The sequence below is a fragment of the Clostridium beijerinckii genome, from assembly GCF_036699995.1.
Taxonomy (GTDB): Bacteria; Bacillota; Clostridia; order Clostridiales; family Clostridiaceae; genus Clostridium; species Clostridium helianthi.
This window is the reverse complement of the sequence record NZ_CP144906.1, coordinates 1,506,302-1,530,686: the sequence shown is the minus strand read 5'-3', so window position 1 is coordinate 1,530,686 and position 24,385 is coordinate 1,506,302. Positions and strand designations below refer to the sequence as shown.

The 24,385-nt window shown below is 28.7% G+C and carries 22 protein-coding genes; 6 read left to right on the top strand and 16 right to left on the bottom strand.

Translation table 11 applies throughout. The annotated features are described in order from the left end of the window. Positions 1-46 precede the first annotated feature (46 nt). Positions 47-985 carry a DUF6414 family protein gene (locus tag PZA12_RS07130; RefSeq protein WP_078114929.1) on the bottom strand — a complete coding sequence of 313 codons (939 nt, stop codon included), beginning with the start codon at positions 983-985 and terminating at the stop codon, positions 47-49. A 373-nt stretch (positions 986-1,358) separates the two neighbouring features. Between PZA12_RS07130 and PZA12_RS07125 the strand changes: the two genes are divergently transcribed. Next, positions 1,359-2,333 (top strand): alpha/beta hydrolase, encoded by a 975-nt coding sequence (locus PZA12_RS07125; RefSeq protein ID WP_078114928.1) that lies wholly within the window; start codon positions 1,359-1,361, stop codon positions 2,331-2,333. A 423-nt stretch (positions 2,334-2,756) separates the two neighbouring features. Here the strand turns inward: PZA12_RS07125 and PZA12_RS07120 are convergent, their stop codons facing one another. The 9 genes from PZA12_RS07120 to hemA form a co-directional block, all read right to left on the bottom strand. Then, positions 2,757-3,314: a DUF3867 domain-containing protein gene (locus PZA12_RS07120; protein WP_077843466.1), complete on the bottom strand. Its 558-nt coding sequence runs from the start codon at positions 3,312-3,314 to the stop codon at positions 2,757-2,759. An 83-nt stretch (positions 3,315-3,397) separates the two neighbouring features. Continuing rightward, entirely contained in the window at positions 3,398-4,039 is a 642-nt protein-coding gene (locus PZA12_RS07115) for an epoxyqueuosine reductase QueH (RefSeq protein ID WP_103697671.1), read from the bottom strand. Positions 4,040-4,079: 40 nt separating this feature from the next. Continuing rightward, on the bottom strand, positions 4,080-5,375 hold the full coding sequence (gene hemL, locus PZA12_RS07110) for a glutamate-1-semialdehyde 2,1-aminomutase (RefSeq protein ID WP_103697670.1): 1,296 nt from the start codon (positions 5,373-5,375) through the stop codon (positions 4,080-4,082). 255 nt (positions 5,376-5,630) lie between these two features. Further along, the gene (gene hemB, locus PZA12_RS07105; RefSeq protein WP_078114925.1) at positions 5,631-6,596 is read right to left on the bottom strand and encodes a porphobilinogen synthase; all 966 of its coding nucleotides are present in this window, start codon (positions 6,594-6,596) and stop codon (positions 5,631-5,633) included. A 75-nt stretch (positions 6,597-6,671) separates the two neighbouring features. After that, positions 6,672-6,926, bottom strand: coding sequence for a DUF3784 domain-containing protein (locus PZA12_RS07100; protein ID WP_161222725.1), 255 nt, complete (start codon positions 6,924-6,926; stop codon positions 6,672-6,674). 66 nt (positions 6,927-6,992) lie between these two features. Then, complete coding sequence (gene cobA, locus PZA12_RS07095; protein WP_103697668.1) at positions 6,993-8,462, bottom strand: uroporphyrinogen-III C-methyltransferase; 1,470 nt, start codon at positions 8,460-8,462, stop codon at positions 6,993-6,995. Positions 8,463-8,474: 12 nt separating this feature from the next. After that, positions 8,475-9,350, bottom strand: coding sequence for a hydroxymethylbilane synthase (gene hemC / locus PZA12_RS07090; protein ID WP_103697667.1), 876 nt, complete (start codon positions 9,348-9,350; stop codon positions 8,475-8,477). Between the two features lie 43 nt (positions 9,351-9,393). Then, entirely contained in the window at positions 9,394-10,074 is a 681-nt protein-coding gene (locus tag PZA12_RS07085) for an NAD(P)-dependent oxidoreductase (protein ID WP_103697666.1), read from the bottom strand. Further along, on the bottom strand, positions 10,032-11,237 hold the full coding sequence (gene hemA / locus PZA12_RS07080; protein WP_103697665.1) for a glutamyl-tRNA reductase: 1,206 nt from the start codon (positions 11,235-11,237) through the stop codon (positions 10,032-10,034). The genes PZA12_RS07085 and hemA overlap by 43 nt, the downstream gene beginning before the upstream one ends. Before the next feature lie 1,001 nt (positions 11,238-12,238). On the opposite strand from hemA, the gene PZA12_RS07075 reads away from it, so the two are divergent. Together PZA12_RS07075 and PZA12_RS07070 are read left to right on the top strand one after the other, a co-directional pair. Next, positions 12,239-12,880, top strand: a complete 642-nt coding sequence (locus tag PZA12_RS07075) for an undecaprenyl diphosphate synthase family protein (protein ID WP_103697664.1) — start codon at positions 12,239-12,241, stop codon at positions 12,878-12,880. A gap of 144 nt (positions 12,881-13,024) precedes the next feature. After that, entirely contained in the window at positions 13,025-13,291 is a 267-nt protein-coding gene (locus PZA12_RS07070) for a DUF1294 domain-containing protein (protein ID WP_103697663.1), read from the top strand. A gap of 39 nt (positions 13,292-13,330) precedes the next feature. Here the strand turns inward: PZA12_RS07070 and PZA12_RS07065 are convergent, their stop codons facing one another. Together PZA12_RS07065 and metA are read right to left on the bottom strand one after the other, a co-directional pair. Beyond that, the gene (locus PZA12_RS07065) at positions 13,331-13,939 is read right to left on the bottom strand and encodes a DUF2238 domain-containing protein (RefSeq protein WP_103697662.1); all 609 of its coding nucleotides are present in this window, start codon (positions 13,937-13,939) and stop codon (positions 13,331-13,333) included. Between the two features lie 84 nt (positions 13,940-14,023). Further along, positions 14,024-14,938: a homoserine O-acetyltransferase MetA gene (metA, locus tag PZA12_RS07060; protein WP_103697661.1), complete on the bottom strand. Its 915-nt coding sequence runs from the start codon at positions 14,936-14,938 to the stop codon at positions 14,024-14,026. A gap of 592 nt (positions 14,939-15,530) precedes the next feature. Between metA and PZA12_RS07055 the strand changes: the two genes are divergently transcribed. Next, positions 15,531-16,589, top strand: a complete 1,059-nt coding sequence (locus PZA12_RS07055) for a lactonase family protein (protein WP_078114916.1) — start codon at positions 15,531-15,533, stop codon at positions 16,587-16,589. Positions 16,590-16,846: 257 nt separating this feature from the next. Further along, positions 16,847-18,616, top strand: a complete 1,770-nt coding sequence (ade, locus tag PZA12_RS07050) for an adenine deaminase (protein WP_078114915.1) — start codon at positions 16,847-16,849, stop codon at positions 18,614-18,616. Between the two features lie 45 nt (positions 18,617-18,661). On the opposite strand, the gene PZA12_RS07045 is transcribed toward ade, so the two are convergent. Together PZA12_RS07045 and yidA are read right to left on the bottom strand one after the other, a co-directional pair. Continuing rightward, on the bottom strand, positions 18,662-19,771 hold the full coding sequence (locus tag PZA12_RS07045) for an HD-GYP domain-containing protein (protein WP_103697660.1): 1,110 nt from the start codon (positions 19,769-19,771) through the stop codon (positions 18,662-18,664). A 447-nt stretch (positions 19,772-20,218) separates the two neighbouring features. Beyond that, positions 20,219-21,031 (bottom strand): sugar-phosphatase, encoded by an 813-nt coding sequence (gene yidA, locus PZA12_RS07040; RefSeq protein WP_103697659.1) that lies wholly within the window; start codon positions 21,029-21,031, stop codon positions 20,219-20,221. 413 nt (positions 21,032-21,444) lie between these two features. On the opposite strand from yidA, the gene ytaF reads away from it, so the two are divergent. Further along, a complete protein-coding gene (gene ytaF / locus PZA12_RS07035; RefSeq protein WP_011968608.1) occupies positions 21,445-22,071 on the top strand; it encodes a sporulation membrane protein YtaF in 627 nt (208 codons plus the stop codon). A 199-nt stretch (positions 22,072-22,270) separates the two neighbouring features. On the opposite strand, the gene PZA12_RS07030 is transcribed toward ytaF, so the two are convergent. Continuing rightward, positions 22,271-22,786 carry a hypothetical protein gene (locus PZA12_RS07030; protein ID WP_017211563.1) on the bottom strand — a complete coding sequence of 172 codons (516 nt, stop codon included), beginning with the start codon at positions 22,784-22,786 and terminating at the stop codon, positions 22,271-22,273. 16 nt (positions 22,787-22,802) lie between these two features. Next, on the bottom strand, positions 22,803-24,302 hold the full coding sequence (locus PZA12_RS07025) for a cobyric acid synthase (protein WP_077839368.1): 1,500 nt from the start codon (positions 24,300-24,302) through the stop codon (positions 22,803-22,805). Between the last annotated feature and the right edge of the window lie 83 nt (positions 24,303-24,385).

The following is a 24,385-nucleotide window of genomic DNA, read 5'->3' as shown; positions in this document are numbered from 1 at the left end:
TAAACAAGTGTTTTTCCATAAAACACATGAAAATCATAATATTTTTTTACATGTAAATGTTTAATGGCATTATTTGGATTGCACATTCATTAATTCTTAAATCTGGGCACTCTGGTACAAAAATATCATTTTTCTCTAAGCACTCTATAAGAGGAGTAAATTGCTCAAAAAACTTCTCATAAAACTGTTCTTGACCAGTTTTTCTAAGTAAACTTATAGAATCGTGTTCTTCAGTGCACGTTTTTATTACTTTTCCTATAACCCTACACGGACAATTTATATTATCAAATATATTAAATTTATTATTCATAAAATTATCTTTATTGACGTTTAATATTATTGTTCCATTTCCACACTTCATAATTAAATCTGTAGTATTATTATTTTCTAAAATACTTTTCATATAAGTCAGCATTTTTAAACACATTGAAAAATTTATTTTCACATTACACTCTTTAGTTAAATCATCTAAGTATTCTGCTCCAAATATTGTTATCAAATTAATTAGAGTTTCAATATAAGACATAATGCTTTTATTTGTGATTGTTCCTTCAATCTCAATTAGATCTCCTGGATATATGTTATTATTTTCTATATCTCTTTCATTTTTATGCTGCAACTGCTTATTTTCATTGAAGTAGTTAATTAAACTTCCATTTAATACGAATGTAGTATAAGTAGTTTTGACTTGCCTTTCCTCTCTTACACATTGCCTTGCATCTATTTCTTTATCAATATGATGATGCTCAAAATTATTATTAGCATCTAATTCATTTTTATCCTTAAATCCTTTTCTCTCAATTCTTGTAACACTTCCTTGATTAGAATTTTCTATTCTATCTCCCTCATGAAACCCTGCTGATAATGTTCTATCAAACGCTTGAGTTCTAGTTATTGTTTCTATGAATCCAGTTAACACTAAAGAGGATAAATTTCTAACTAAAATTTCATCCAAATAAACAAGTATACCAAAAGGATTGCTCATATCTTCTCCTTTCAAAAAGGTTAATAACTAATCGTCTCTTCTTATATATTATTCATATTCATACTAATATAAAATATTATTTATACTTTTATTTTTATTAAAAATGCATCTATTTTTTCCCAATAAATTGCAAATTTCTTAATTTGCGAATTATTTAAATCTTTTGTAATATAAATTTATAGTATAAATTTATATTAATATAGAAATTCTAATATAGTCTTTAAGTGTACTTAAATGCCTGTTTTCTATACACATTCTTTAGACTGCCTATATTAGTATTTTGATATTATAAAATCTTTTCAGAAAGGAGATATGCCTAAATTATTATAAATACCTAAGTAAATTTTATTAAATATTAGGCATGCAGTATTTAATGAAGAAGTTTTTTAAAAGATTTTTCTCAATTTTATTTATTGTACTTTTTATTTTTAGTTTATTTTTCTACAAAAGAATTATATTATCGTATAGAATTGCTGATAAATATATTTCTTTAAAAAATCATGCATGGACAATACAAGAATTTAATACTCAAAAATCATCAAGTTCAATGAATTACAAAGATGTTATTTATAAAAATACTAATGGTGTTCCCTTAAAATTAGATATTTACGGCCCAATAAATCAAGTATATAAATCTTCACCAGTACTTGTATATGTGCATGGTGGAAGCTGGGCTTATGGAGATAAAAATATTCCTGATGCGTTGAGTCCTGTACTAGATACCTTTAGAGAACAAGGTTACACAATCATAAGTACTTCCTATGAACTTATGAAAGAAAAAGAAAATTTCACCAAGCAAATTTCTGATGTTAAAGATACTATAAGGTGGATAAATAAGAATCAATATTCCTATAATCTTAATACAAGTGAAATAGGCATCATTGGTGTTTCATCTGGTGCGCATCTTTCTCTTATGGCAAGTTATAGTGATGATGATGAGTTTATAGATGATAGAGATTTAAGCAATTATTCTTCAAAGGTAAAATACTTGATCGATTTTGCAGGTCCAACTGATTTAAGTCTACTAAATACTCAAGATTTAAATTATGATTTAACAAAAATTTTTGCTTCTATTTCAAATAAAGAGGATGTAATAAAAAAATATAATCCTATAAACTATGTAAACAAATCGAATCCAAATACTTTGATAATTCATAGTGATTCAGATAATATGGTTCCTTATGAAAGCTCAAAGGAACTCTACGATAAATGTGTTCAGGAGCACTCAAAAGCCAAGCTGATTACATTAAATAGCAGCGCTCACGATTTATCAAATATCTCTAAAGATGATATTATGGATTTTTCTGAAGGATTACTTAAATTTATAATATTCAATTCACCTTTATAGAGTAAATATTTATAGAAATCGTAGGTAATGTGATGCAACAAATCTAATCCTCAACTGTGAGTTGTATACCTCAGGCACGACTTTACCTTCGGTTTCCTTCATATTATTATTCACATCAGACACATTCTTCTCATAGACTAATGGTTGATACTATATCATCCAAATCACATGATATCATCATTAGCACATACCTATGTTCGGCACATAAATATAAAAAAATAAAGGGTATGCCCTAATTTCTCTATGGCTCACCCTTAACTTTTTAGTATTCTAAAATATACATCTTATAAAACGCAGCTACGCACTTATGAAAAGAACAGCTATACTCCAATACAGAACTTTTCTGCATACAAGAACATTCCATGGTAATTCTGGACTTGTTATATAATTTCATATGCCTTACCTGACACTTCACCTAGAAAATTAATATTCGTAATTTTTTACATTTTCACATATTACTATATTTATTTTCTTATCCTCTATTACTTTCTTATATGAGCATAAAAATTCATTTAACTCATTATCATTTAAATCTATATTCTTCTCACTAACTAATATAACATCTAAATTTTCTAGAAGTACTTTCAAATCATTTTTTTCGTTTTTTATGAAATATTCAGACATTGTTTTATTAGATATTCTGCTTTTGTATTTTTCTTGAAAGCCCATTGTCTTTTTAATAGTCTGATAGTCTAAATTGCTTCCACCCATATCAAATCCGGGTATTTTAAATTGCTCCTGAATTAAAGAAGGATCTACTCCATATCTTTCTAAAAACTTTTTTTGTATATTTATTAATTTATCTTGTGATATATTATTTTCTTCCATGTAAGCTAATATATTTTTGGAGAAATCAGACATATTCATTTTGCCTTCAGCCAGTTTATAGTACATAGAATAAATATACTCTTCGAATTTATCTATGTCTTTATCTTTGACCTTATTTTTTAATTCATTAAAATCTATAATTTTATCAGACACATTAATCCTCTCCTTTGTATTATTATATAATATTAAGTATTTATCTGTTGTACTTTTTTTATTATATTTTATTTAATAATTGCTTACTTATTTTTTTCATCATCATAACTCATTCTTTCATTTTTAGAAAATACGCATCCACAATAATCTTGCCTATATAATTTATATTGTTTAGAAAGCTCTATAGAACGTTTATACCCTTCTTTCTTCTTAAAGTCAGAATATAAATATTTTACACCATATTTTTCAGATAACTTTTTACCAATTTCATTTAATTTAGCAGAATTTTTATGAGGGCTTATAGATAATGTTGTTGTAAAATAATCATAGCCTTTTTCCTTGGCCATGATAGCAGCTTCATTAAGTCTTAATTCATAACAATTAAAACATCTAACTCCACCTTCTTTTTCCTCTTCCAACCCTTTAGTTACCTTATAAAAACTTTCAGTATCATATTTTCCTTCAATAAATCTTATTTCATTTTTGACTTTCATTTCTGATATAAGACCCTTTTGTTCTGCAACTCTTCTAGTATACTCCTCCATTGGGTATATATTAGGATTATAAAAGAAGATCGTTATCTTAAAATATTGCGACAAATATTCCAACACATAGCTGCTGCAAGGTGCACAGCAACTATGAAGCAGTAAAGTTGGAACCTCTTCATTTTTTACCAAATTTTCAATTAAGGAATCTAATTCCTTTTGATAATTAATTTTATTCATATGTAAGTCATTCCTTTTATAAGTTTATTAATGCATTCTATTATAAACTCATTTTATTTTCATTTGATGCAAATTCTTCAAATGCTTTTAAGAAAGCATCTATATGACTTTCTTTATGTTGTACGCTTAAAAATAATGCTTCAAATTGTGACGGAGGTAAATTAAATCCTGATTTTAACATATGCTCAAAATATCTATTAAATCTATTTACATCACATTTCTTAACATCATCATAAGTTCTAACTTCTTTTAAATCATTAAAGAATAAAGTCATCATTCCTCCAACTCTATTCATTACAACTGGAAGATTATATTTTTTTGATACACTTATTATACCTTCTTCAAGTCTAGCTCCTATATTTTCGATGTGATCATAATAATTCTGATTATTTTTCAACTTCTTTAAAGTTGCGATACCAGCTGCCATAACAATTGGATTACCTGACATAGTTCCAGCTTGATAAACTCCACCTAAAGGTGATAGATTTTTCATTATTTCTTTTCTTCCTCCATATGCACCACATGGAAGCCCGCCACCCATGATCTTAGCATAAGTAACTAAATCTGGCTTAACGTTAAATAGTGATTGTGCTCCTTTAAATGCCACTCTAAATCCACTCATTACTTCATCAAATATCAATAGTGAACCATATTCATTGCAAAGATCTCTTAGGGTTTCCATAAAATCATTTTCTGCCTTTATTACTCCCATATTTCCAGCTACCGGCTCAATAATAACTCCAGCAATTTCATTACCATATTTTTTAAATAATTCTGTAATTTGTTCCTTATCATTATATATACCAATTAATGTATTTTCTATGCTTTCATTTGGCACACCAAGTGAACCTGGTATTCCTCCTGTCATTACTCCTGATCCAGCTTCAATTAAAAAACCATCAAAATGTCCATGATAGCACCCTGCAAACTTAACAATTCTTTTTCTCTTTGTGTATCCTCTTGCAAGTTTAACTGCACTCATAGTAGCTTCTGTTCCAGAGTTCACCATTCTGAGCATCTCAACATTATCTAGATTAGTGCACATAAATTTTGCCAAATCTAATTCTAATTTTGTCGGTGCACCAAAAGCCAATGCCATTGAACTAACTTCTTTAATAGCTTCTACAACATCATCATCGCAATGTCCTAGAATTAATGGCCCCCAAGCTAATACGAAGTCTATATATTCATTATCTTCTTCATCTTTAATTATTACACCTTTTCCGCTCTTTATAACAGGCGGATTTAAATTAACTCCCTTAAAAGCTCTGACTGGGCTGTTAACTCCACCAGGCATGTATTCCTCTGATTCTTTAAGTATATCAACGTTTTTCAATTTAACTCCTCCTTAGACCGCATAAAATCTATAAATATTTATATATGTTTATATTTTTATTGTTTCATATTTACATATTTAAATATTTAAATATTTAAATATTTAAATTGTAAAAGATTTATATATTTATGTTGCAATGCACAATTTATAATTAATAATTACGACTAAAATTCTTGTAATATTTTTAGAATTATGGTGAATGATTATTTTTGCAATATATATAAATTTTTTAATTAATACCTATACTACACTCTCTTATCTTTTTAGAACTTTTGCTGCCTCTAATGCATGATAAGTGATAATTATATCTGCTCCAGCTCTCTTAATCGATGTTAAAGTTTCCATCATTACTCTTTCTTCATCAATAACGCCAAGCTTTCCAGCTGCTTTTATCATAGCATACTCACCACTTACATTATAAGCTACGAGAGGAAGATTGAAGTTTTCTTTACAATCTCTTATTATGTCTAAGTAAGAAAGTGCTGGCTTAACCATAATGAAATCTGCCCCTTCTTCTACATCCATTTGCGTTTCACGAATAGCTTCCATTCTATTTCCTGGATCCATTTGATATGTCTTTCTATCTCCAAATTGTGGCGCTGAATTTGCAGCATCTCTGAATGGTCCATAAAAAGCTGAGCAATATTTAGCAGAATAACTCATTATGCTAACATTCTTAAAGTTATTCTCATCTAATGCACTTCTTAATGATCCAATTCTTCCGTCCATCATATCTGAAGGAGCTATAATATCTGCACCTGCCTTCGCATGTGATACTGCTATTTTACTTAAATATTCTAATGTTTCATCATTATCTACATATTCATCATGTATTATTCCGCAGTGTCCATGTGAAGTATATTCACACATACAAACATCAGTAATAATAAGCAATTCTTTATCAAGCTTTTTTATTTCCCTTATTGCTTGTTGAACAATTCCATTATCATTATAACTTTCAGAACCACACTCATCTTTATGGTCTGGAATTCCAAAAAGTAATACTCCAGAAATATTAGCTTCTCTAACTTCTTCAACTACTTCATACAGTCTATCAACTGAATAATGATAAACGCCTGGAAGTGATGAAATTTCATTTTTTATATTGTCTCCCTCAACAACAAAAATTGGATAAATAAAATCCTTTGAATCTAAACTTGTTTCTCTTACCATATCTCTAATGGCAGCATTAACTCTAAGTCTTCTACCTCTTTTAATCATAACAAACTCCTCCATTATTTTAGCCATCTTCAAAGATGTCACTCATTTTATTTACTATCTAAATTTATATATTAATCATTTTAAAAATCTATTTCCTCTATTGCAATAAATCACAGCACCGATGCATATTACAATCATTATGGTACTCGCCAATATCCATATCCAGCTTTTTCTTAAGTAACCGCCCAACGCTATAAAACCTTGGCATGCTGCAATTGCAAACATTAAATAAGACATGAATTTACATAAGGCTTTTTTATCGTACTTTTCCTTTTCTTCTTTTGTCATCGTATTATATCCAGAAATGAGCCATAAACATTTATTATTCATTAGCAGGAATCCTATAATAATAAAAATTATCATAATAGAAACCGAAATAACCAAATTCCCATCTCCCTAATTATTTTTACATAAATTTTCTATCTCTTTCAGAAATCCTTCCTCTGAGTGTTCTTTACATACGTATGCTTTTATTCCATACTTTTCTAAAGGTTCATTAGTCTTTGGTCCTATAGCTATAACCTGCTTTTTCTTAATTTCCTCAATACCTAACATATCAATCATGTTTTCAACTGTTGACGGACTTGTGAAGAATACTATGTCAACTTCATCAAAAGATCTCTTATTAACTACTGATCCACAAACCGTATCATATATATATACTTTATCTACACTTGCACCACAATTTGTTAGTTCTTCATAGATATATTTCCTACTTTTTGCAGAACACGGCAAAAGTAGAGTTTGATCAGCTTTCAAATGAGGTTTTAATATGCTTACTAGACCTTCGCCAACAAATTCTCTGGCCTTTGCAAAACAGATAATTCCTCTTTGTTTTAAAGAATTTGCAGTAGCAACTCCTATTGCAGATATTTTAGCCTTAATTCTTCTTATATCATAATCTTTTTCAATAAGATAATCAAAAAATATTTCTACACTGTTAACTGAAGTAAATACTATATGATCATAATTTTCTATCTTATCTATATAATCATTTAAGTTTTCCGCACTGCTTTCTATCTTAATAGAATTAAAACTTGTAACTTCCGCTCCTAAGTCAACTAATTTATTTTTTAATTTCTCAGATTGTCTCCTTGATCTTGTAATACATATATTCTTTCCAAACAAAGGTTTATTTTCATACCAGTTCAAATCTTTATTTAAATTTACAACTTCACCAACTACAATTATACATGGAGATTGTAATTTAGCATCTTTTACTTTTTGTGAAATATTCTCAAGAGTTCCTACTACCTTTTTTTGCTTAGCTGAAGTTCCTCTCATCACTACTGCACATGGAAAAGTTGGTTCTTTTCCATTATTAATAAGCTCCTCAACTATATTATCTAAATTGCTTAATCCCATCATAAATACTAATGTGCCTTCTTCTTTAGCTAATGCCTTAAAATTCACATTTAAATCTTGCGCAGATTTTCCTGTTATAACATGAAAACTTTGTGCTATCTTTCTGTGAGTTATTGGGATTCCCGCATAATTTAAGACTGCAATAGGAGATGTCACCCCTGGTATTACCTCAAATTCTATATTTTCATCAACTAAAGCCAATACCTCTTCTCCGCCTCTTCCAAAAACATAAGGATCTCCACCTTTAATTCTTCCAACTGTATGCCCTTCTTTTGCAAGCTTAACTAAAAGCTCATTAATCTCTTCCTGAGTTTTTGAATGAGCTCCTGGTTCCTTTCCACAATAATAAATTTCACAATTTGGCTCCAGATAATTTAACACATTATTTGAAACTAACCTATCATAAAGGACAGCTGTGCATCTTTTTAATACCTTGACAGCCTTTAATGTTAATAACTCTTCATCTCCTGGACCTGTACCTATTATATATACTTTACTCATATTCCATCTCTCCTATAGCTCTAATATCTTATTTGCTAATTTTCTTCCTAATTCAATATGATCGTTTTTATCTCCTAAAATATCTTTTTTAACTATTCTTCCGCCTATATCATATATACCAATCATATATAAATCATTACCTTGAATTTCAGAATAAGCTCCAATAAGGCTGTGACAATCACCATTTAGCATTCTCATAAAGCTTCGTTCAGCTTCAACTGTTAGCTTAGCATTTGAATCTTCCATTTTTTCAAAATATTTTTTAGCACTGCTAGTTTTTAAACACTCTATTCCCAAAGCTCCTTGAGCCACTGCTGGTATAAATACTTTAGGATCAAAATACTCAGTGATTATATCTTCTTCATTTAATCTTTTTAATCCTGCGGAAGCTAGTATGATTCCATCTAAATTCTGATTTTTCATTTTCTCTAATCTAGTTTGAACATTTCCTCTAATTGGAACTATCTCCAAATCATTTCTCATAAGCTTTAACTGACAAGCTCTTCTTATACTGCTAGTTCCAATGATTGCACCTTTTCTAAGCTCTTTAAATGGTATATTATCTTTAGAAATTAATACATCCCTTATATCTTCTCTTTCTGTTATAGCCGCTATTTCAAATTCATGACTCAATTCATAAGGTACATCCTTCATACTATGAACTGCGCCATCAGCTCTTTTTTCTAAAAGTGCAATTTCTATATCTTTTACGAATAATCCCTTTCCGCCTATCTTTGCTAAAGAAACATCTAATTTTCTATCCCCTTCAGTAACAATAAGCATTTTTTCACTATCTATATTAAATTTATCCTTTAAACTTCTCATTATTATTTCTGTTTGTGTCTGTGCCAATTTACTTTTTCTTGTTGCTATAGTTAATTTATTCATTAATTTAATTCTACCTCCAAAATTCATTTATCTACAAATCCATTTAAAAATTGATTAAATAATCTACAATTTCCTTCGAAAATCTGCTTCTTAATGCTTTTTCAGCTTCACCCTTATCAAAAGATTTTTTAAATTCATCATTTCCAATAAACGAAGTTATCTGTATTTTAAGCTCTGGAAATGACTTTGCTTTATTTCGTATCAATCCTATATATCTAATAAATTCATCATATTCTTTTATAGTATTTTCTACTTTGTTAGAAAGTAAAACTGCTCCTTTTGGATTTCCATACTTGGTATTTAAAGCAAATACTGCATTTTCTGTACTTCTTTGAATCGGAACAACTCCCATTCCACTTATAAAATCAGATGAATCTATATATATCTTATAGTTCTCTTCACAATATTTCTTTACTATGTTTTTTAAATTTTCATCATCTAATGCAATAATTATAAGATGCTTATCCCTTAAAAATTCATAGCTTAAATCTTCATCTATAAGCGTAAGTATTTCTGGAAATGCTTCAGAAAGTTCTATTAATTCTCCATCAAAAGTTTTAGAGATTACCTCAACACAGCATTTATTTTTTACAAAATGTCTTGCTTTTATTGTGCCTGCTTTACCTCCGCCAACTATTCCAACTCTCAGTTTTTTAGAAATTAATGAGATATAAGAATACTCTATTCCTTCGTCATAAATATCTTCTCTATTATCTCTATCCATTCTTCACCACATCCTTTTAGAGTCTCTTTTTTAATTACTTCAATTGCTCTATTTATGTAAAAATCAGATGTACTTTTAATTAATTTATGTGCTAAAGCAATATCATTTTTATCTTTGCTTTTATGTGAAAAAGTTTGAACTCTTTTCTCGTAAACATCATTTCCAACAGTTTTTAAGTTTTTGATTACATGAGAAATACTTCTTAATTTTAACCATTCATCATATTCCTTTAGGTATTTATTCATTATATGTCTATTATCTTCCATCTTATCTTTTCTTAATTTTTTATTTGCATCATCTATACGGCTTATTGTATCAATATTATAAACTTCAGTCCTAGATAATAACGCTACCTCTTTTTCCACATCTCTTGGAACCGATAAATCATATATTAGTAATCTATTTCCACTTTCACTAATATCTTCTGTTTTTACAACTGGATGTGGTGCTGAAGTACAGCTTATTATACATTCTATACTATTAATATATTTATTCTTTTCTTCAAAAGTAATTACTTTTACTCGTTCATCCTGTATTTCATCTTTTATCTTAGGATTTCTAACAACCAAGTAGACAGTTTGGATTTTATGTGAAAGCAAATATTTCATTACAAGCTGTCCAACTTCGCCATAACCTAAAACCATAAATTTAGTACATTCTCGATTAATAGCTTCGCTAACCACTATCGAAGAAGATGATACTGGAATTTCAAATAACTTAGCTTCTTTTCTGAATCGCTTTCCACAAGTAATAGCTTCCTGAAATAATCTATGTAATTCCAATGAAACAGCTTTAAATTCTAAAGCTTCTTCATAAGCGTCTTTAACTTGCCCTAAAATTTGATCTTCTCCTAATATTTTCGAATGAAATCCAGAGCAAACTTCAAATAAATGCCTATAAGCATCCTTACCATTAGTTATAAAAACATATTTTTTATATTCATAGTCCCAATTAAAAATATCAAAAATCTTTTTTAATAATTCTTCTTCATTTAAAGAAGCATTAAAATAAATTTCTGTTCTATTACATGTAGCTAAAATAACTACTTCATTTAGCTCCTTTAATAATTCTCTAAAATACTCGTTATATTTTTTAGACTTAACTATAAATTTTTCTCTAATTTCCAATGGAGTATTTTTTCTTATGCCTATTAAGCCTATCACGTATTTACACCTCACATACTTTTTTATTTACATTTTCTATTTGTTTCCAAACGCTACATTCTCACAAGGAGAAACTGCAGTAACCAAATATAAAATTTGGATCCTCACTTTTGGACTTATTAGCTAAAACTTGACTCACATTCGTTCGCTGAGTAAGTTCGAGTTGCCAAATGATACATTTGGACTCTCACTTAAGTTTATCAGATAGAGATTGTTTTTTCCAAGCAATTCTTATAGGAATTATAGATTAACTCTGATTAATATAGAAATGAAAAATATTTTTCTTACTCTTTATCAAATAAAATTCTAATCAAAGTATATTCCTTAGGATATATTAACATAACATTGTTCTAAAAAAATTTTAAACTTAGATAAACATCTTGTTCTGCTAATATTTTAGTATATACTATTTTAACTCAAAAAACATTTAATTTATAATTAATTATTAAATATTTATACTCAACTCACATAACTTAATAACTTATCCTTTATAGAGATGCAACCCTTTATAAATATTATTGCATAAATTAAATATATTTTTTATTTCTGACATATTTTTGACACATTTCAGGATTATACTAATATCGTAAAGTAGTTAATTATTTACCCCTTATTAATTAATAGAAGTCGTTTATATATTATAATGACTCACCCTAAGCATGGGATCCCCTAAACTTATGCTTAGGGTTTTTATTTTTTAAGTTTATATCCAACCTATGTTAATAATTATGCTTTTCCATTTTTTCATAAATGAGTACTTTCTCACCTGATTTCCTGGCTGCGCTTAATATGTTCCGAATTGTGCTTCGCGCTTTTTTATAGGCACGTGCTTTTTCATCTAAGATTTTGGTTGCGCTTAGCAAGTTCCGAATTTGTGCTTCGCGCTTTTTTCATACTAAGTTCTTAATTGCGCTTCGCGCTTTTTTTAAAGGTGTGTATTTTTTTGGATTAATTTGGTTATACTCTTAAAAGCAATATCAAATTTGAGAGGTGAAAAAATTATGCGAATCCCGAAACACATAGGCATCATTCCTGATGGAAATAGACGTTGGGCTTTATCTAACTCATTAAGCAAAGATAAGGGATATGATCACGGAATAAATCCAGGACTTGAGGTCTTTAAATTATGCCAAAAAGAAAATATTCAGGAAGTAACCTTTTATGGATTCACAATTGATAATACCAAACGTCCCAGCGAGCAAAAAGTAGCGTTTACTAAAGCTTGCATTGATTCTGTTATGCTTTTGACGAAAGAAGATTGCGAAATATTAGTCTTAGGTAATACTGAGTCTAGCTGCTTTCCAAAGGAACTATTACCATTCACTAAAAGAAAAAAATTTGGTTTAGGCGGAATAAAGGCAAACTTTCTAATCAATTATGGTTGGGAATGGGATTTAAATTTACTAAAAAGTGCAGATATTTCAAAAAAGCATATTCAACCATATTTACAATCAAAAGATATTTCTAGAATAGATCTTATACTTAGATGGGGTGGGCGAAGAAGATTAAGCGGCTTATTGCCAGTTCAATCAGTTTACTCAGATTTTTATGTTTTAGATAATTACTGGCCTGATTTTAAGAAAGAAGACTTTTATGATGCTTTATCGTGGTACAATGAGCAAGATGTAACTTTAGGCGGCTAATGCCATATATTCAAAATAAGCAATACTAATAGACTTTAGTAGATCCAACTTTTTCATTCTATATTCCTATATTTTGTGCTCCAGTATGAATTATGTTATCATTAATATCAAATTTATATTTAATATTATATTGGAGTGAAATTTATGTTAAAAATCCTATTTACATATTTATTGATTATCAACCTTCTAGGCTTTCTTATTATGCTTATAGATAAACAAAGAGCTATTCATAAAGAATGGAAAATACCTGAAAAAAATCTCATAGGTATTTCTATTTTGGGTGGCTCTATTGGTATGCTTATTGGAATGTCTAGTTTTAGGCATAAAACAAAGCATAAGAAGTTTACAATTGGAGTCCCATTCATACTTCTTATGCAAATTTTCCTAACTGTACTATATTTAAATTATTAATAATGACATATTAATATTCAAATTTTGTTAAAGAAAATATTATTGCTTTTTCTTTAGTAAATTCTCATGATATTTTCCCAGCGTTAACACTGAAACTATTGAACCTAAAAGCGCAAAAATCATATCCCACTGAGTGTCCCAAATATCTCCTTGAGTTCCTAAAAAGGCAGTTGCACTTTCGCCAGTAATTAATGCGACAATAAATTCTATTATTTCATAGGAAGCACTAATAGCAAGGCAAATTGATATTGTAATAAAATTTGTCCATGCTATATTTTTAGCAATTTTGTTTCTTATGAAAATTTCTCTAATAATTATTGCTGGTATAAATCCTTGTGCAAAATGCCCAAGCCTATCATAGTAGTTTCTGCTCAAGTCAAAAGTATCTCTTAGCCAATTAAATAAAGGCATTTCTGCATATGTATAACGGCCACCCACTATTAATATAACTGCATGAAACCAAATAAGAGTATAAGTTAAGTTAGTAAATACGAATTTATTATAAGTAGTTATTAAGACCATAACTCCTATCACTGCCGGAAGAACCTCTAATACCCATGTAAATCTATCATGAGGATTTATTCCCGATACAACTAAAATTGCAGATATACTTATTAATAATATTAAATGAAAATTCTTTTCCTTCATCAATATCTCCTTATATACGATTCACAAAATTTAAAAACAAAATAATAAGTGCTTAAAAAGCACTTATATTTATCTATAAAATTTCTAAAGAGCATTAAGATCAAAAGGTGTATTTTGGTATACGCAATAATTTAGCCAGTTTCCAAAAACTATGCTAGCAGGACCTCTCCATGTGTACAACGGTTTTTGATTTATGTCATCATTTTTAAAATAATTTTTAGGTAAAGCTATTTCATCGCCTTTTTCTTTATCTCTTATATACTCATCCATCAATGTATTTCTATCATATTCCATATGTCCAGTTACAAACACATTTCTCCTATCTTTTGTTGCAACTATAAATACTCCAGCTTCCTCCGATTCGGATAAAATTTCAAGATTTGAAACTTTCTCTATATCTTCACGCTTGACTTCAGTATGTCTAGAGTGAGGTGCATAAAATACATCATCTAATCCTCTTGTCAAATCAGCTTTCTCATCATTAACCCAATGTGAGAACACACCAAACATTTTTTCATCTAAGTCATATTTAGGTATATTATAGTGATAATATAGACCTGCCTGTGCCCCCCAACAAATATAGAATGTTGAAAATACATGAGTCTTACTCCATTCCATTATTTCAGTAAGTTCTTTCCAGTATGTAACCTCTTCAAAAGCCATTTGTTCAACTGGAGCTCCAGTTATTATAAGTCCATCAAATTTTTCTTGCTTTATATCATCAAAATAGCTATAAAATTTATTTAGATGCTCCGACGGTGTATTGTGTGAAGTATAGCTCTTAGTTTGTATTAGACTTACCTCTACTTGTAGTGGCGTGTTAGATAAATATCTTAATAATTGATTTTCTGTTACTATTTTTTTGGGCATTAAATTAAGAATTGCTATTTTTAGCGGTCTGATATCTTGAGTATTAGCCCTTTCATTATTCATTACGAATATGTTTTCATCAGATAAAACCTGAAATGCAGGTAATTCTATAGGAATTTTTATTGGCATCTTTGTTTCCCCCCAATTTGATTATTGCTTATTTTAAATTGTTATTTGATTATTTTTGTATATAAATATTATTATATCAAAATTCCACTTCTTATCAACATTATAAAAATAAATATAATACTAAAATTATGTAAACTTAAATAATATATTTATGTTGCTATCACTTTCACAAGTTAAACTATGAATGTATAACATAAATTCTTTAAACAAATTTATATAGGTTTAAATTCACAATGCACATTTCACAATTCAAAATTACGGCTAAAATTCTTGAAATATTTTCAAAATTATGATAAAGAATTTTTTTGCTACTTACTTGCATAAAACTAATTTTATGGTAATCACTGTTAATAAATCATAGAATTACTTCATTTACAGTTTATAAATGTTTATAATTAACTATTTACAAAAACTTACTATTATTTAATTGTATTTTGACATTAATAATTATACACAATTATTAATTTTTTTTATTTTTTCCACTACTATAATTAAATGATTAAAATCAATAGATCTCTGCAAAATTTCATAAATATCTTTTACTTCTATTTATGCTATACTAATAGATATACAATAAAAGGGGGCATATATAATGGTACTAAAAGAAAATATTTCAGTTGGATTTATTGGAACTTATACCAAAAATGAAAGCAAAGGAATCTATAGAATTAATTTTGATACAATTTCAGGTAATATTGAAAATATCAATTTAGCTTACAATATAGAGAATCCAACATATTTAACTCTAGATAGAGAACGACACATTCTTTACTCAACATGTAAAGTCAAGGAAAAAGCTGGGGTATCTTCATTTAAATATTGGAAAGAAGATAATAAACTACACTTAATAAACTCTAATCTTTCAGAAGAAAAACCACCTTGTCATGTAAGTCTAAATAACAGTCATGAGATTTTAATTTCTTCAAACTATCATGAAAACAAGATGTTTGTCTACAAAACTTTAGATGGCTTGATTTTAAATTCTCCTATGCTTGGAAGTCATAGTGGGTCTAGTGTAAATCAATTAAGGCAGGAAAAACCTCATATTCACTGCTCAATGTTTACTAATGATGAGAAATATATTTTATCTATTGATTTAGGGATTGATAAAATGATAGTTTCTTCAATAAAAGATGGGAAACTATATCAGAATGAAAGTTTAAGCTATACATTCCCTGCCGGCACAGGACCAAGACATATTACTTATGCTAATGGAAAACACTATTACTACGTTTTAAGTGAATTAACTTCTGAAATATTTGTTTTTGATTATAAAGTAAAATCAAATATTGCTTTTGAAAATATTCAAACTTTAAGTTCATTACCAAAGGACTACAACGGGACAAAATCTGGTTCCGCAATTCGTATACACAAGAATAATAAATTTCTCTATACCTCAGATAGAGGAAATAATTCTTTAAGTTTATTCCATATAAATTCAGATAATGGAAAGCTTAAGTATATAAACACTATTTCTTGTAATGGTGATTCTCCTAGAGATTTCCAATTGGATCCATCTGGTAAATTCCTACTTTGTGCTAATGAAAATTCCGATAATATATCTATATTTTCTATTAATTCAATAACAGGAGAATTAACTTTTATAAAATCTGAAAACATCCCAACTCCAACATGTATAGAATTTATTTAGTCAAATAGTTAATCATATAATTAAAAGTTGGTGCATATTATAATCTAAATTTATAATATGCACCTAACTTTCTTATCTCCATATTATGTACAAAAGCCCTTTACCTAAACGTTATCACGAATAAATAATATATATATTTTATTTGTAAACATTTTTACTTTTGACAATATTCACAAATTTCAATTATAATAAGGCAATATATTTTTTAGATACAGTGAATATAACTAATAAAAATGCGTAATAAGGAGGAATTCGATTTGAATAAAGATACATTAATAAATCATATTAAGGCTTCTAATGGAAGTATAAAATGTGATCTCGTAATTAAAAATGTTACCATAATTGATGTTTTTAATAAGAATAGATTCGTAGATACTATTGGTATTAAAGATGGATATATTGTTGGTATTGGTGACTATGATGGGTATGAAATTGTAGATGGAACTAACAAATATATTTGTCCTGGACTTATTGATTCCCATTGCCATATAGAATCTAGTTTAGTCACACCTACTGAATACAGCAAACTGGCGTTATTAAACGGAATCACATCTGTTGTTGCAGATCCTCATGAAATCTCAAATGTTATGGGAACTGATGGTATAAATTTCATGCTTAATTCTTCACAAAACATCCCATTTGATATATACTTTATGCTTCCATCCTGTGTTCCTGGTACCAGCTTCGAAAGCTCTGGTGCAACTTTGCTCTCTAAGGATTTAAAAGATTTTTATAAAAATGATAAAGTTTTAGGTTTAGCTGAAGTTATGGATTATCCTTCAGTCTCAGAATGTGATGATAAGATAATTGATAAGATATACGATTCAATTATTAATAATAAAGTTATTGATGGTCATGGGGCTGGCTTCACATCTATGATGACAAACACCTATAGGGCCGCCAATATTTTAACCGATCACGAATGTAATAATGCTGAAGAAGCTCTTGATAAAATCCGACGTGGTATGTATATTCTAATTAGAGAAGGTACCGTTGCTAAAAACTTGAAGGAATTATTACCTGCAGTCAATGAATCTAATAGTAATAGATTTTGCTTCTGCACTGATGATAAGCATATTGACGATATTGCTGCTAATGGATCAATTAATAGCTCAATTATTTATACTATAAACAACTCTAACTTAAATCCAGAAACAGCTATTCAAATGGCAACACTAAATCCATCTCTCTTATACAAACTAAATAACAAGGGAGCAATTGCCCCTGGATACATTGCAGATTTTATATTATTAGATGACTTAGAAAGATTTAAAATATCTCAAGTTTATAAAGAAGGTAAACTAGTTGTAAACAATAATGAACTTGTTAATTTCGATACAGATTCGGTAAAAAACGCAAATAATAGTGCTTTTTATAATTCTATAAATCTTCCACCGCTAAGTGAAGATAGTTTCAAAATTAATATACCAAATAAAAATGCTAAGATATTAAATGCAATAGAAATAATTCCAAATAAATTAGAAAGTATTCACTTAAAACTAAATATTTCGGATATTAATTCTATAAAAAACAATGATTATGAATTTTTCACTTCCTCAACTAAAGATGACTTAGTAAAAATCGCAGTTATTGAACGGCATAAGGCTTCTGGCAATTTAGGACTTGGCATCTTAAAAGGTTTAGGAATTTCGGAAGGTGCAATTGGAACCACCATTGCTCATGACTCCCATAATTTAATAATCGCTGGAACAAATGATAAAGATATGCTATTTGCTGCTACGGAATTGGAACGAATGGGCGGCGGTATAATTGTAGTTAAAGATAAAAATATTCTTGCTCATATTAAACTTGAAATCGGTGGGCTTATGACAAATAGAACATATGGTGAAATTGAGTTTGATTTAAAAAATCTCCATTCAGCTATCAAAATCATAGCACCACAAATTGATTTCAATCCATTTTTAACATTATCGTTTTTATCTTTACCAGTGATACCAGATTTAAAGATTACAGACAAAGGTTTATTTGATGTTATTAATTTTAAGTTTATTGACATTTTTGAATAGTTATAAAGGCAATCTTACTCTAAAGATTGCCTTTGTATGCTTATGCTAGTCAATTTCATATTTAACCCCGGTAATAACTATTGAAATTTGTTTTATAAGATCAATTTTCATACTAATTCTACTTACCCTAGGACTTTCTATTACTCTTACAGTTGGTCTGAGCGGGAATCCTGGTATTGTCTCTTCAACCACAGCAACTTCTTCTGTACTTAATTCTACAATAGTTCCCTTTGGATATGGAATTACTATTCTACAAAATATATTAACTATATTATAATCAAACATTGTTCCTGCATTCGACATTAAATATTCTAGCACATCACTTGGAAACATTGCTCTTTTATTCGGCAAGTCTGTTGATAAATTGTCATATACATTGGCAATACTTACAATATTACTTAGTTCAATAATATTATCCTTAGTTAATCCATCTGGATATCCATTTCCATCTGGTCTTTCATGATGTTGAAGTACTATTAGCTTACTTAAACTATTAACATTATAAGTACTTGATAAATACTTATATCCAAGTCTTGGATGTTGTTTTAATATTTCTTTTTCTTCCTCACTTAAACTTCCCTGTTTATCAAATATCTCTCTAGGTATTAGTGATTTTCCAATGTCATGTATCAACGCACCTATACATAGGGCCTCCAATTTCTTCTTTGATAATTGAAGCGCAATTCCTATAGTAAGGGATATTACTGCAACATTTACAGAATGAGAATACATATAATTATTCATACTTCTTATATCTACTAATGCAAGCATTACATCTCTTCGATTTAAGATATCATCAATTAAATCTATCGCCATCTTTCCAATATTATAAAAATAACTCTGCTCTTGCCAAGTGTAATCACTTTCTCTATTCCTTACTGAATTATTATTGTTAAGTCTTCCTATGTTAGAAAATGCTTCTTTTATCGTTATAATTGCTTTTTGTCTAAGTTCTGGCTTAATAATATCTTCAATTTCTTCATTACTATATTTATCGACTATATATATTGATAAAATATTTATTTCCTTTATTTTTGCAATTGTATTTTCTCTTAAAACTACTCCAGCTCTAAGTAGAATTCTACCATTAATATCATACAGGGATTTTCCAAGTACTGTGTTTGGCTTTACGTTTTCAATCGGGACTAATCTCAAAGCTTATATTCCCCCTAAATAAATCATTATTATTTATACCATACCCCTAAATATAGATCATATGTACATAACCTTCATTTGCACAACACCCATAATAATTCCCAAATAGCTAATCTCAATTTTTAATTATCAAGCAAATTAAGCCTGCCATATAGGTGCATAAATATATTATATTACCTTAAACATCAAATTTCATTAATTAAATATATTTATTTTATATTCTTTTAATCCCCAACTTGCGTGGACTATTATATACGTTATACTCTCAAGTAACACAATCCCCTTATATTTCAGCCCATTATAAATTTCTACAAAAACAAAACTATTTTCATTATACTTTGAGAAGACTTTGCCTTCATGGGTAATTCCTAAATAATAAAAAGAAATTGTTTCATATTGCCTATCAAAATGTGGTTAGTCAATAATAAAACAATTTCCTATAACTTACTATTTAGATTCATTTAGAATAAATTTTTCTATTACTCTTACTATTCCATCTTCATCGTTTGAATCAGTGATAAAATCCGCAGCTTCTTTAATTTCTTCAGTAGCATTCCCCATTGCTACACCAAGTCCAGCATATTTTACCATTGATAAATCATTACCAGCATCTCCACATGCAATTATTTCTTCTCGCTTTATCCCTAGATATTCACCGAGTTTTTTTAATCCAAGTCCTTTATCTACTTCCTTATGAGTAAATTCTAAGAAGAAAGGTGCACTTTTAAACACACTATATTTCTCATAAATTTCACTAGGTAATTCCTTTATGGCTGGATCTAATATTTCTTGTGGATCTATCATCATGACTTTTATAATATCTTCATTGTCATCAACTTCATCGAAGTTTTTAATAGTAATATTTATTCCATTCATTGTAGCTTCATATTCTGTATATTGACTAGTTTTAGGAGCTATTAATCCATCCTTTGCAGAAAAAGCATGTACATTGACATTGAGTCTTTTGCTTATCTCATATATATATTTTAAATCAGTTCCTTTTAAACATACCTTTGAGACAATTTTTCCTCTAGTATTTTGAACTAATCCTCCATTAAAGCTAAGTACATAGTCCTCACCTTTTTTTAAATCAAGCTCTTCTAAATATCTATTTAACCCATCTAATGGTCTTCCTGATGCTAATACCACCTTAACACCCTTTTCTTCTGCAGCTTTTATAGCTGCCTCAGTATTTTTTGAAACCTTCTTATCAGTTGTAAGTAAAGTTCCATCCATATCTAGTGCAAGTAATTTATACATTTTATTCCTCCATTTATATAATATAATTTACAGCATATTTACTGGTATTTTTTAGATATATATGTTGCGATTAAATTGCTACATTATAAATACTTAAATTACCAAAAGCTATATATATGAATATGTTATTAAAACAATATATTACATATGTTGCAATTCACGATGTACATTTCACAATTCACAATTACGTCTAAACTTCTTACAATATTTTTAGAATTATGATGAAGAATTATTTTTGCAATATATATTATATATTCATTGTTATTATTTCTTATAGTTTACAGGGATTCTATAGGAATTTCAATTATTATTAATAAATCTATTCCAAAATAATATAAAACCTCAAAATTTGTAACTAATAGTAGTTTTCTTTCATATCATGAATTGTATCTAAAACTTATGAGGTAATAGTTATGCTTGAGTCTTTATTATTAGTATCTTCGTTATGCATAGATTCTTTTGTTGCAAGTATTGCTTATGGTACTTCGAAAATTCGTATTCCACCCATATGCGCAGTAGTAATAAATTTAGTATGCACCATTACACTTGCTTGTTCTTTACTTATTGGCTCAATAGTTAAAAGCATACTCCCAAGTAACCTTCCTGCAATTTTAGGATTTGTACTTTTGATGTTACTTGGAATATATAGATTATTTGAATATATTTTTAAATCATATATTTCAAAATGCTCGAAATCCGATAGTCCCTTAACATTTAAGATATTTGACTTTCAATTTGTCTTGCAAGTTTATGCAGATGAAATAAAAGCTGATTTTGATAACTCTAAATGCCTAAATATTAAAGAATCATTTTATCTAGGTTTAGCATTATCATTAGATAGTCTTGCAGTAGGAATTGGATCTAGCCTATGTAACATTAACTATACGGAAGTTTTAGTATTATGCTTTATCATAGGAGTTTCTCTAGTATCTCTTGGGGTAGTTATTGGACGAAAATTTGCTCAAAAAGTACACCTTGAATTATCTTGGTTATCAGGAGCTCTACTTATATTATTAGCAATACTTAGAGTATTAAAATGATAAATTTATACCCAGTTCATATAGTATATTATTACATAAATACTATAAAAACTGGGTATAAAAATTGTATCTATTATTTTCTTTATTCTTTAGAATACATATATGCTCTATTTATATAAATTTACTTCTAATACCTAAAAGCGTAATTATTATCTTTAACTACGATATGTTCGCTTAATAATTATTTTTTAACTTAATACTATAAATTTACAAACCTATTGAACTGCTTATCTAATTCCTCTAGGTCTGATTGTAAAAACTTATGAAAAGTCTCCTTTTCTAACCTATATGAAAATATTGGAGAGTTTAAAAACTTTAAATACTTTTCTGTTACCTCCATAATTTCTTCGTCTGGGACTTTATAAACTTCTCTAAGAAGATCAAAGAATGTACCGCCTTCATACTGCTTTAATCTTCTTTCAGCCGCATACATAACACTCGTATACTTATCCCCACCAAATAAATCTACCTGTTCTTGTATTGATCCATATCCCTTTTTAAGCATATCAATATATTCATCTATAATAGCATCTTTGGAATTTCCTATATTTTTTCTAGCTATTACATTCTTTAAAACCTCATATGCCTTTTCTTCAGATATCCAAAACGCCTGCTCTAATATATCCGTCATCTTATAGAAAGTTTTACCCTTAACATTTGCTCTTGCGCGTTCTTCTATATACTCTAATAATCTCTCTTCAGTAGCCGTTAACATCTCTATCCCCTTCTTCCTAAAGTTCCATTATTTTTCTCAACTGATATATATCTATATTTTCTTCAAAAAGTTTAGATAATCTATCATATTCATTATCTTTATATTCATTTACTTTTTCTATAATTATATCTTCTGTAACAACAATATCGTTGTTCTCTTTAAGAGATTTAACAAATGAACTTATAAATTCTTCTGAATCAAACATACCATGAAGATAAGTTCCTGCAACAATTCTTTCTTTGTCGCATACACCTACGATATCACCGTCTAAATCCTTAATAAAAGGTATTGCTTTCTTACCAATCTTGCTTATTCCATTATGAATTTCATAGCCACTTATAGTGCTACCTTCTATAGACTTAATTGATTTTAGATCACATAAAATATTTCCCTTAGTCTGCTTTGTAACTTTCGTCTCATTAAATCGTGTCTTTATATCCAAAAATCCGAAACCATCCTCTTGAGATATATTACCCTCAACGCCTAATTTATCGAGTATCAACGTTCCAAGCATTTGATACCCTCCACAAATTCCTAAAATGGGTGTACCACTCTCTTTTAATTCTTTTATTTTATCAAATAATTTATTTTCTTTCATACTTCTTAAATCTTCAATTGTATTCTTTGTTCCAGGTATTATAATCAAATTTGGATTTTTTAATTCACTAGGTTTATCCACATATCGTATAGTCACATCTGGAATTCTATCTAAAATACTAAAATCAGTAAAGTTTGACATATGAGAAAGCCTGATAATAGCAATATCTAAAGTTCCAACTTCTTCTTTGTTCCTAATTCTTTCAGTTACACTATCTTCATCATCAATATCAAATTTTTCATATGGCATAACTCCAAGGACTGGAATATTTATAATCTCCTCTAACTGTTTTATTGCAGGTTTAAATAGTTCTATATTACCTCTAAACTTATTAATTATTACCCCTTTTATTCTTTCACGCTCTGATTCGGGTAATAATTGAATTGTACCAACTATAGATGCAAAAACTCCACCTCTATCAATATCGGATACTAAAATTACAGGTGCATCAGCAATTTCTGCCATAGCCATATTAGATATATCACTATCTTTCAAATTTATTTCAGCACAACTTCCAGATCCCTCCAGTACAATTACATCATGCTTTTTACTTAGCTTATCATAAGCTTTCTTAACTCTGACCTTTAAAGTTTCATTAAGTTCCTTGTATTTATAAGGCTCAATATTACAAAAAACTTTTCCATCTGCTATTACTTGTGTATATTCACCACTTGGTTTTAACAAAACCGGATTCATCAAAGCATCTGGCTCTAATTTGCAAGCCTCTGCTTGAACTACTTGAGCTCGTCCCATTTCCAATCCATCTTTTGTTACATAAGAATTTAATGAAATATTTAGGGCCTTAAAAGGAGCTACATTTAACCCTTGATTCTTTAAATATCTACATAGGGCTGTTACTAAAGTACTTTTACCAACAGAAGACGCTGTACCTAAAAACATTATACTTTTTTTATCCATTTCTTTACTCCCCTCAAATTCGAGTTCCAATACTTAACATTTAATTTTTAATCTCTGACTTCCAACATTTGAATTCAAATTTC

Excerpts from the sequence above, each read along its gene's own strand:
- PZA12_RS07070 (WP_103697663.1), top strand. The coding sequence starts at position 13,025 with ATGTTAAAAATCCTATTTACATATTTATTGATTATCAACCTTCTAGGC.
- PZA12_RS07030 (WP_017211563.1), bottom strand. The coding sequence starts at position 22,786 with ATGTTAACGGCTACTGAAGAGAGATTATTAGAGTATATAGAAGAACGC.
- PZA12_RS07065 (WP_103697662.1), bottom strand. The coding sequence starts at position 13,939 with ATGAAGGAAAAGAATTTTCATTTAATATTATTAATAAGTATATCTGCA.
- PZA12_RS07085 (WP_103697666.1), bottom strand. The coding sequence starts at position 10,074 with ATGGATAGAGATAATAGAGAAGATATTTATGACGAAGGAATAGAGTAT.
- PZA12_RS07055 (WP_078114916.1), top strand. The coding sequence starts at position 15,531 with ATGGTACTAAAAGAAAATATTTCAGTTGGATTTATTGGAACTTATACC.
- hemC (WP_103697667.1), bottom strand. The coding sequence starts at position 9,350 with ATGAATAAATTAACTATAGCAACAAGAAAAAGTAAATTGGCACAGACA.
- PZA12_RS07100 (WP_161222725.1), bottom strand. The coding sequence starts at position 6,926 with ATGAATAATAAATGTTTATGGCTCATTTCTGGATATAATACGATGACA.
- yidA (WP_103697659.1), bottom strand. The coding sequence starts at position 21,031 with ATGTATAAATTACTTGCACTAGATATGGATGGAACTTTACTTACAACT.
- metA (WP_103697661.1), bottom strand. The coding sequence starts at position 14,938 with ATGCCAATAAAAATTCCTATAGAATTACCTGCATTTCAGGTTTTATCT.
- PZA12_RS07130 (WP_078114929.1), bottom strand. The coding sequence starts at position 985 with ATGAGCAATCCTTTTGGTATACTTGTTTATTTGGATGAAATTTTAGTT.
- cobA (WP_103697668.1), bottom strand. The coding sequence starts at position 8,462 with ATGAGTAAAGTATATATAATAGGTACAGGTCCAGGAGATGAAGAGTTA.
- PZA12_RS07115 (WP_103697671.1), bottom strand. The coding sequence starts at position 4,039 with ATGAATAAAATTAATTATCAAAAGGAATTAGATTCCTTAATTGAAAAT.
- PZA12_RS07075 (WP_103697664.1), top strand. The coding sequence starts at position 12,239 with ATGCGAATCCCGAAACACATAGGCATCATTCCTGATGGAAATAGACGT.
- PZA12_RS07025 (WP_077839368.1), bottom strand. The coding sequence starts at position 24,302 with ATGGATAAAAAAAGTATAATGTTTTTAGGTACAGCGTCTTCTGTTGGT.
- hemB (WP_078114925.1), bottom strand. The coding sequence starts at position 6,596 with ATGATTAAAAGAGGTAGAAGACTTAGAGTTAATGCTGCCATTAGAGAT.
- PZA12_RS07125 (WP_078114928.1), top strand. The coding sequence starts at position 1,359 with ATGAAGAAGTTTTTTAAAAGATTTTTCTCAATTTTATTTATTGTACTT.
- ytaF (WP_011968608.1), top strand. The coding sequence starts at position 21,445 with ATGCTTGAGTCTTTATTATTAGTATCTTCGTTATGCATAGATTCTTTT.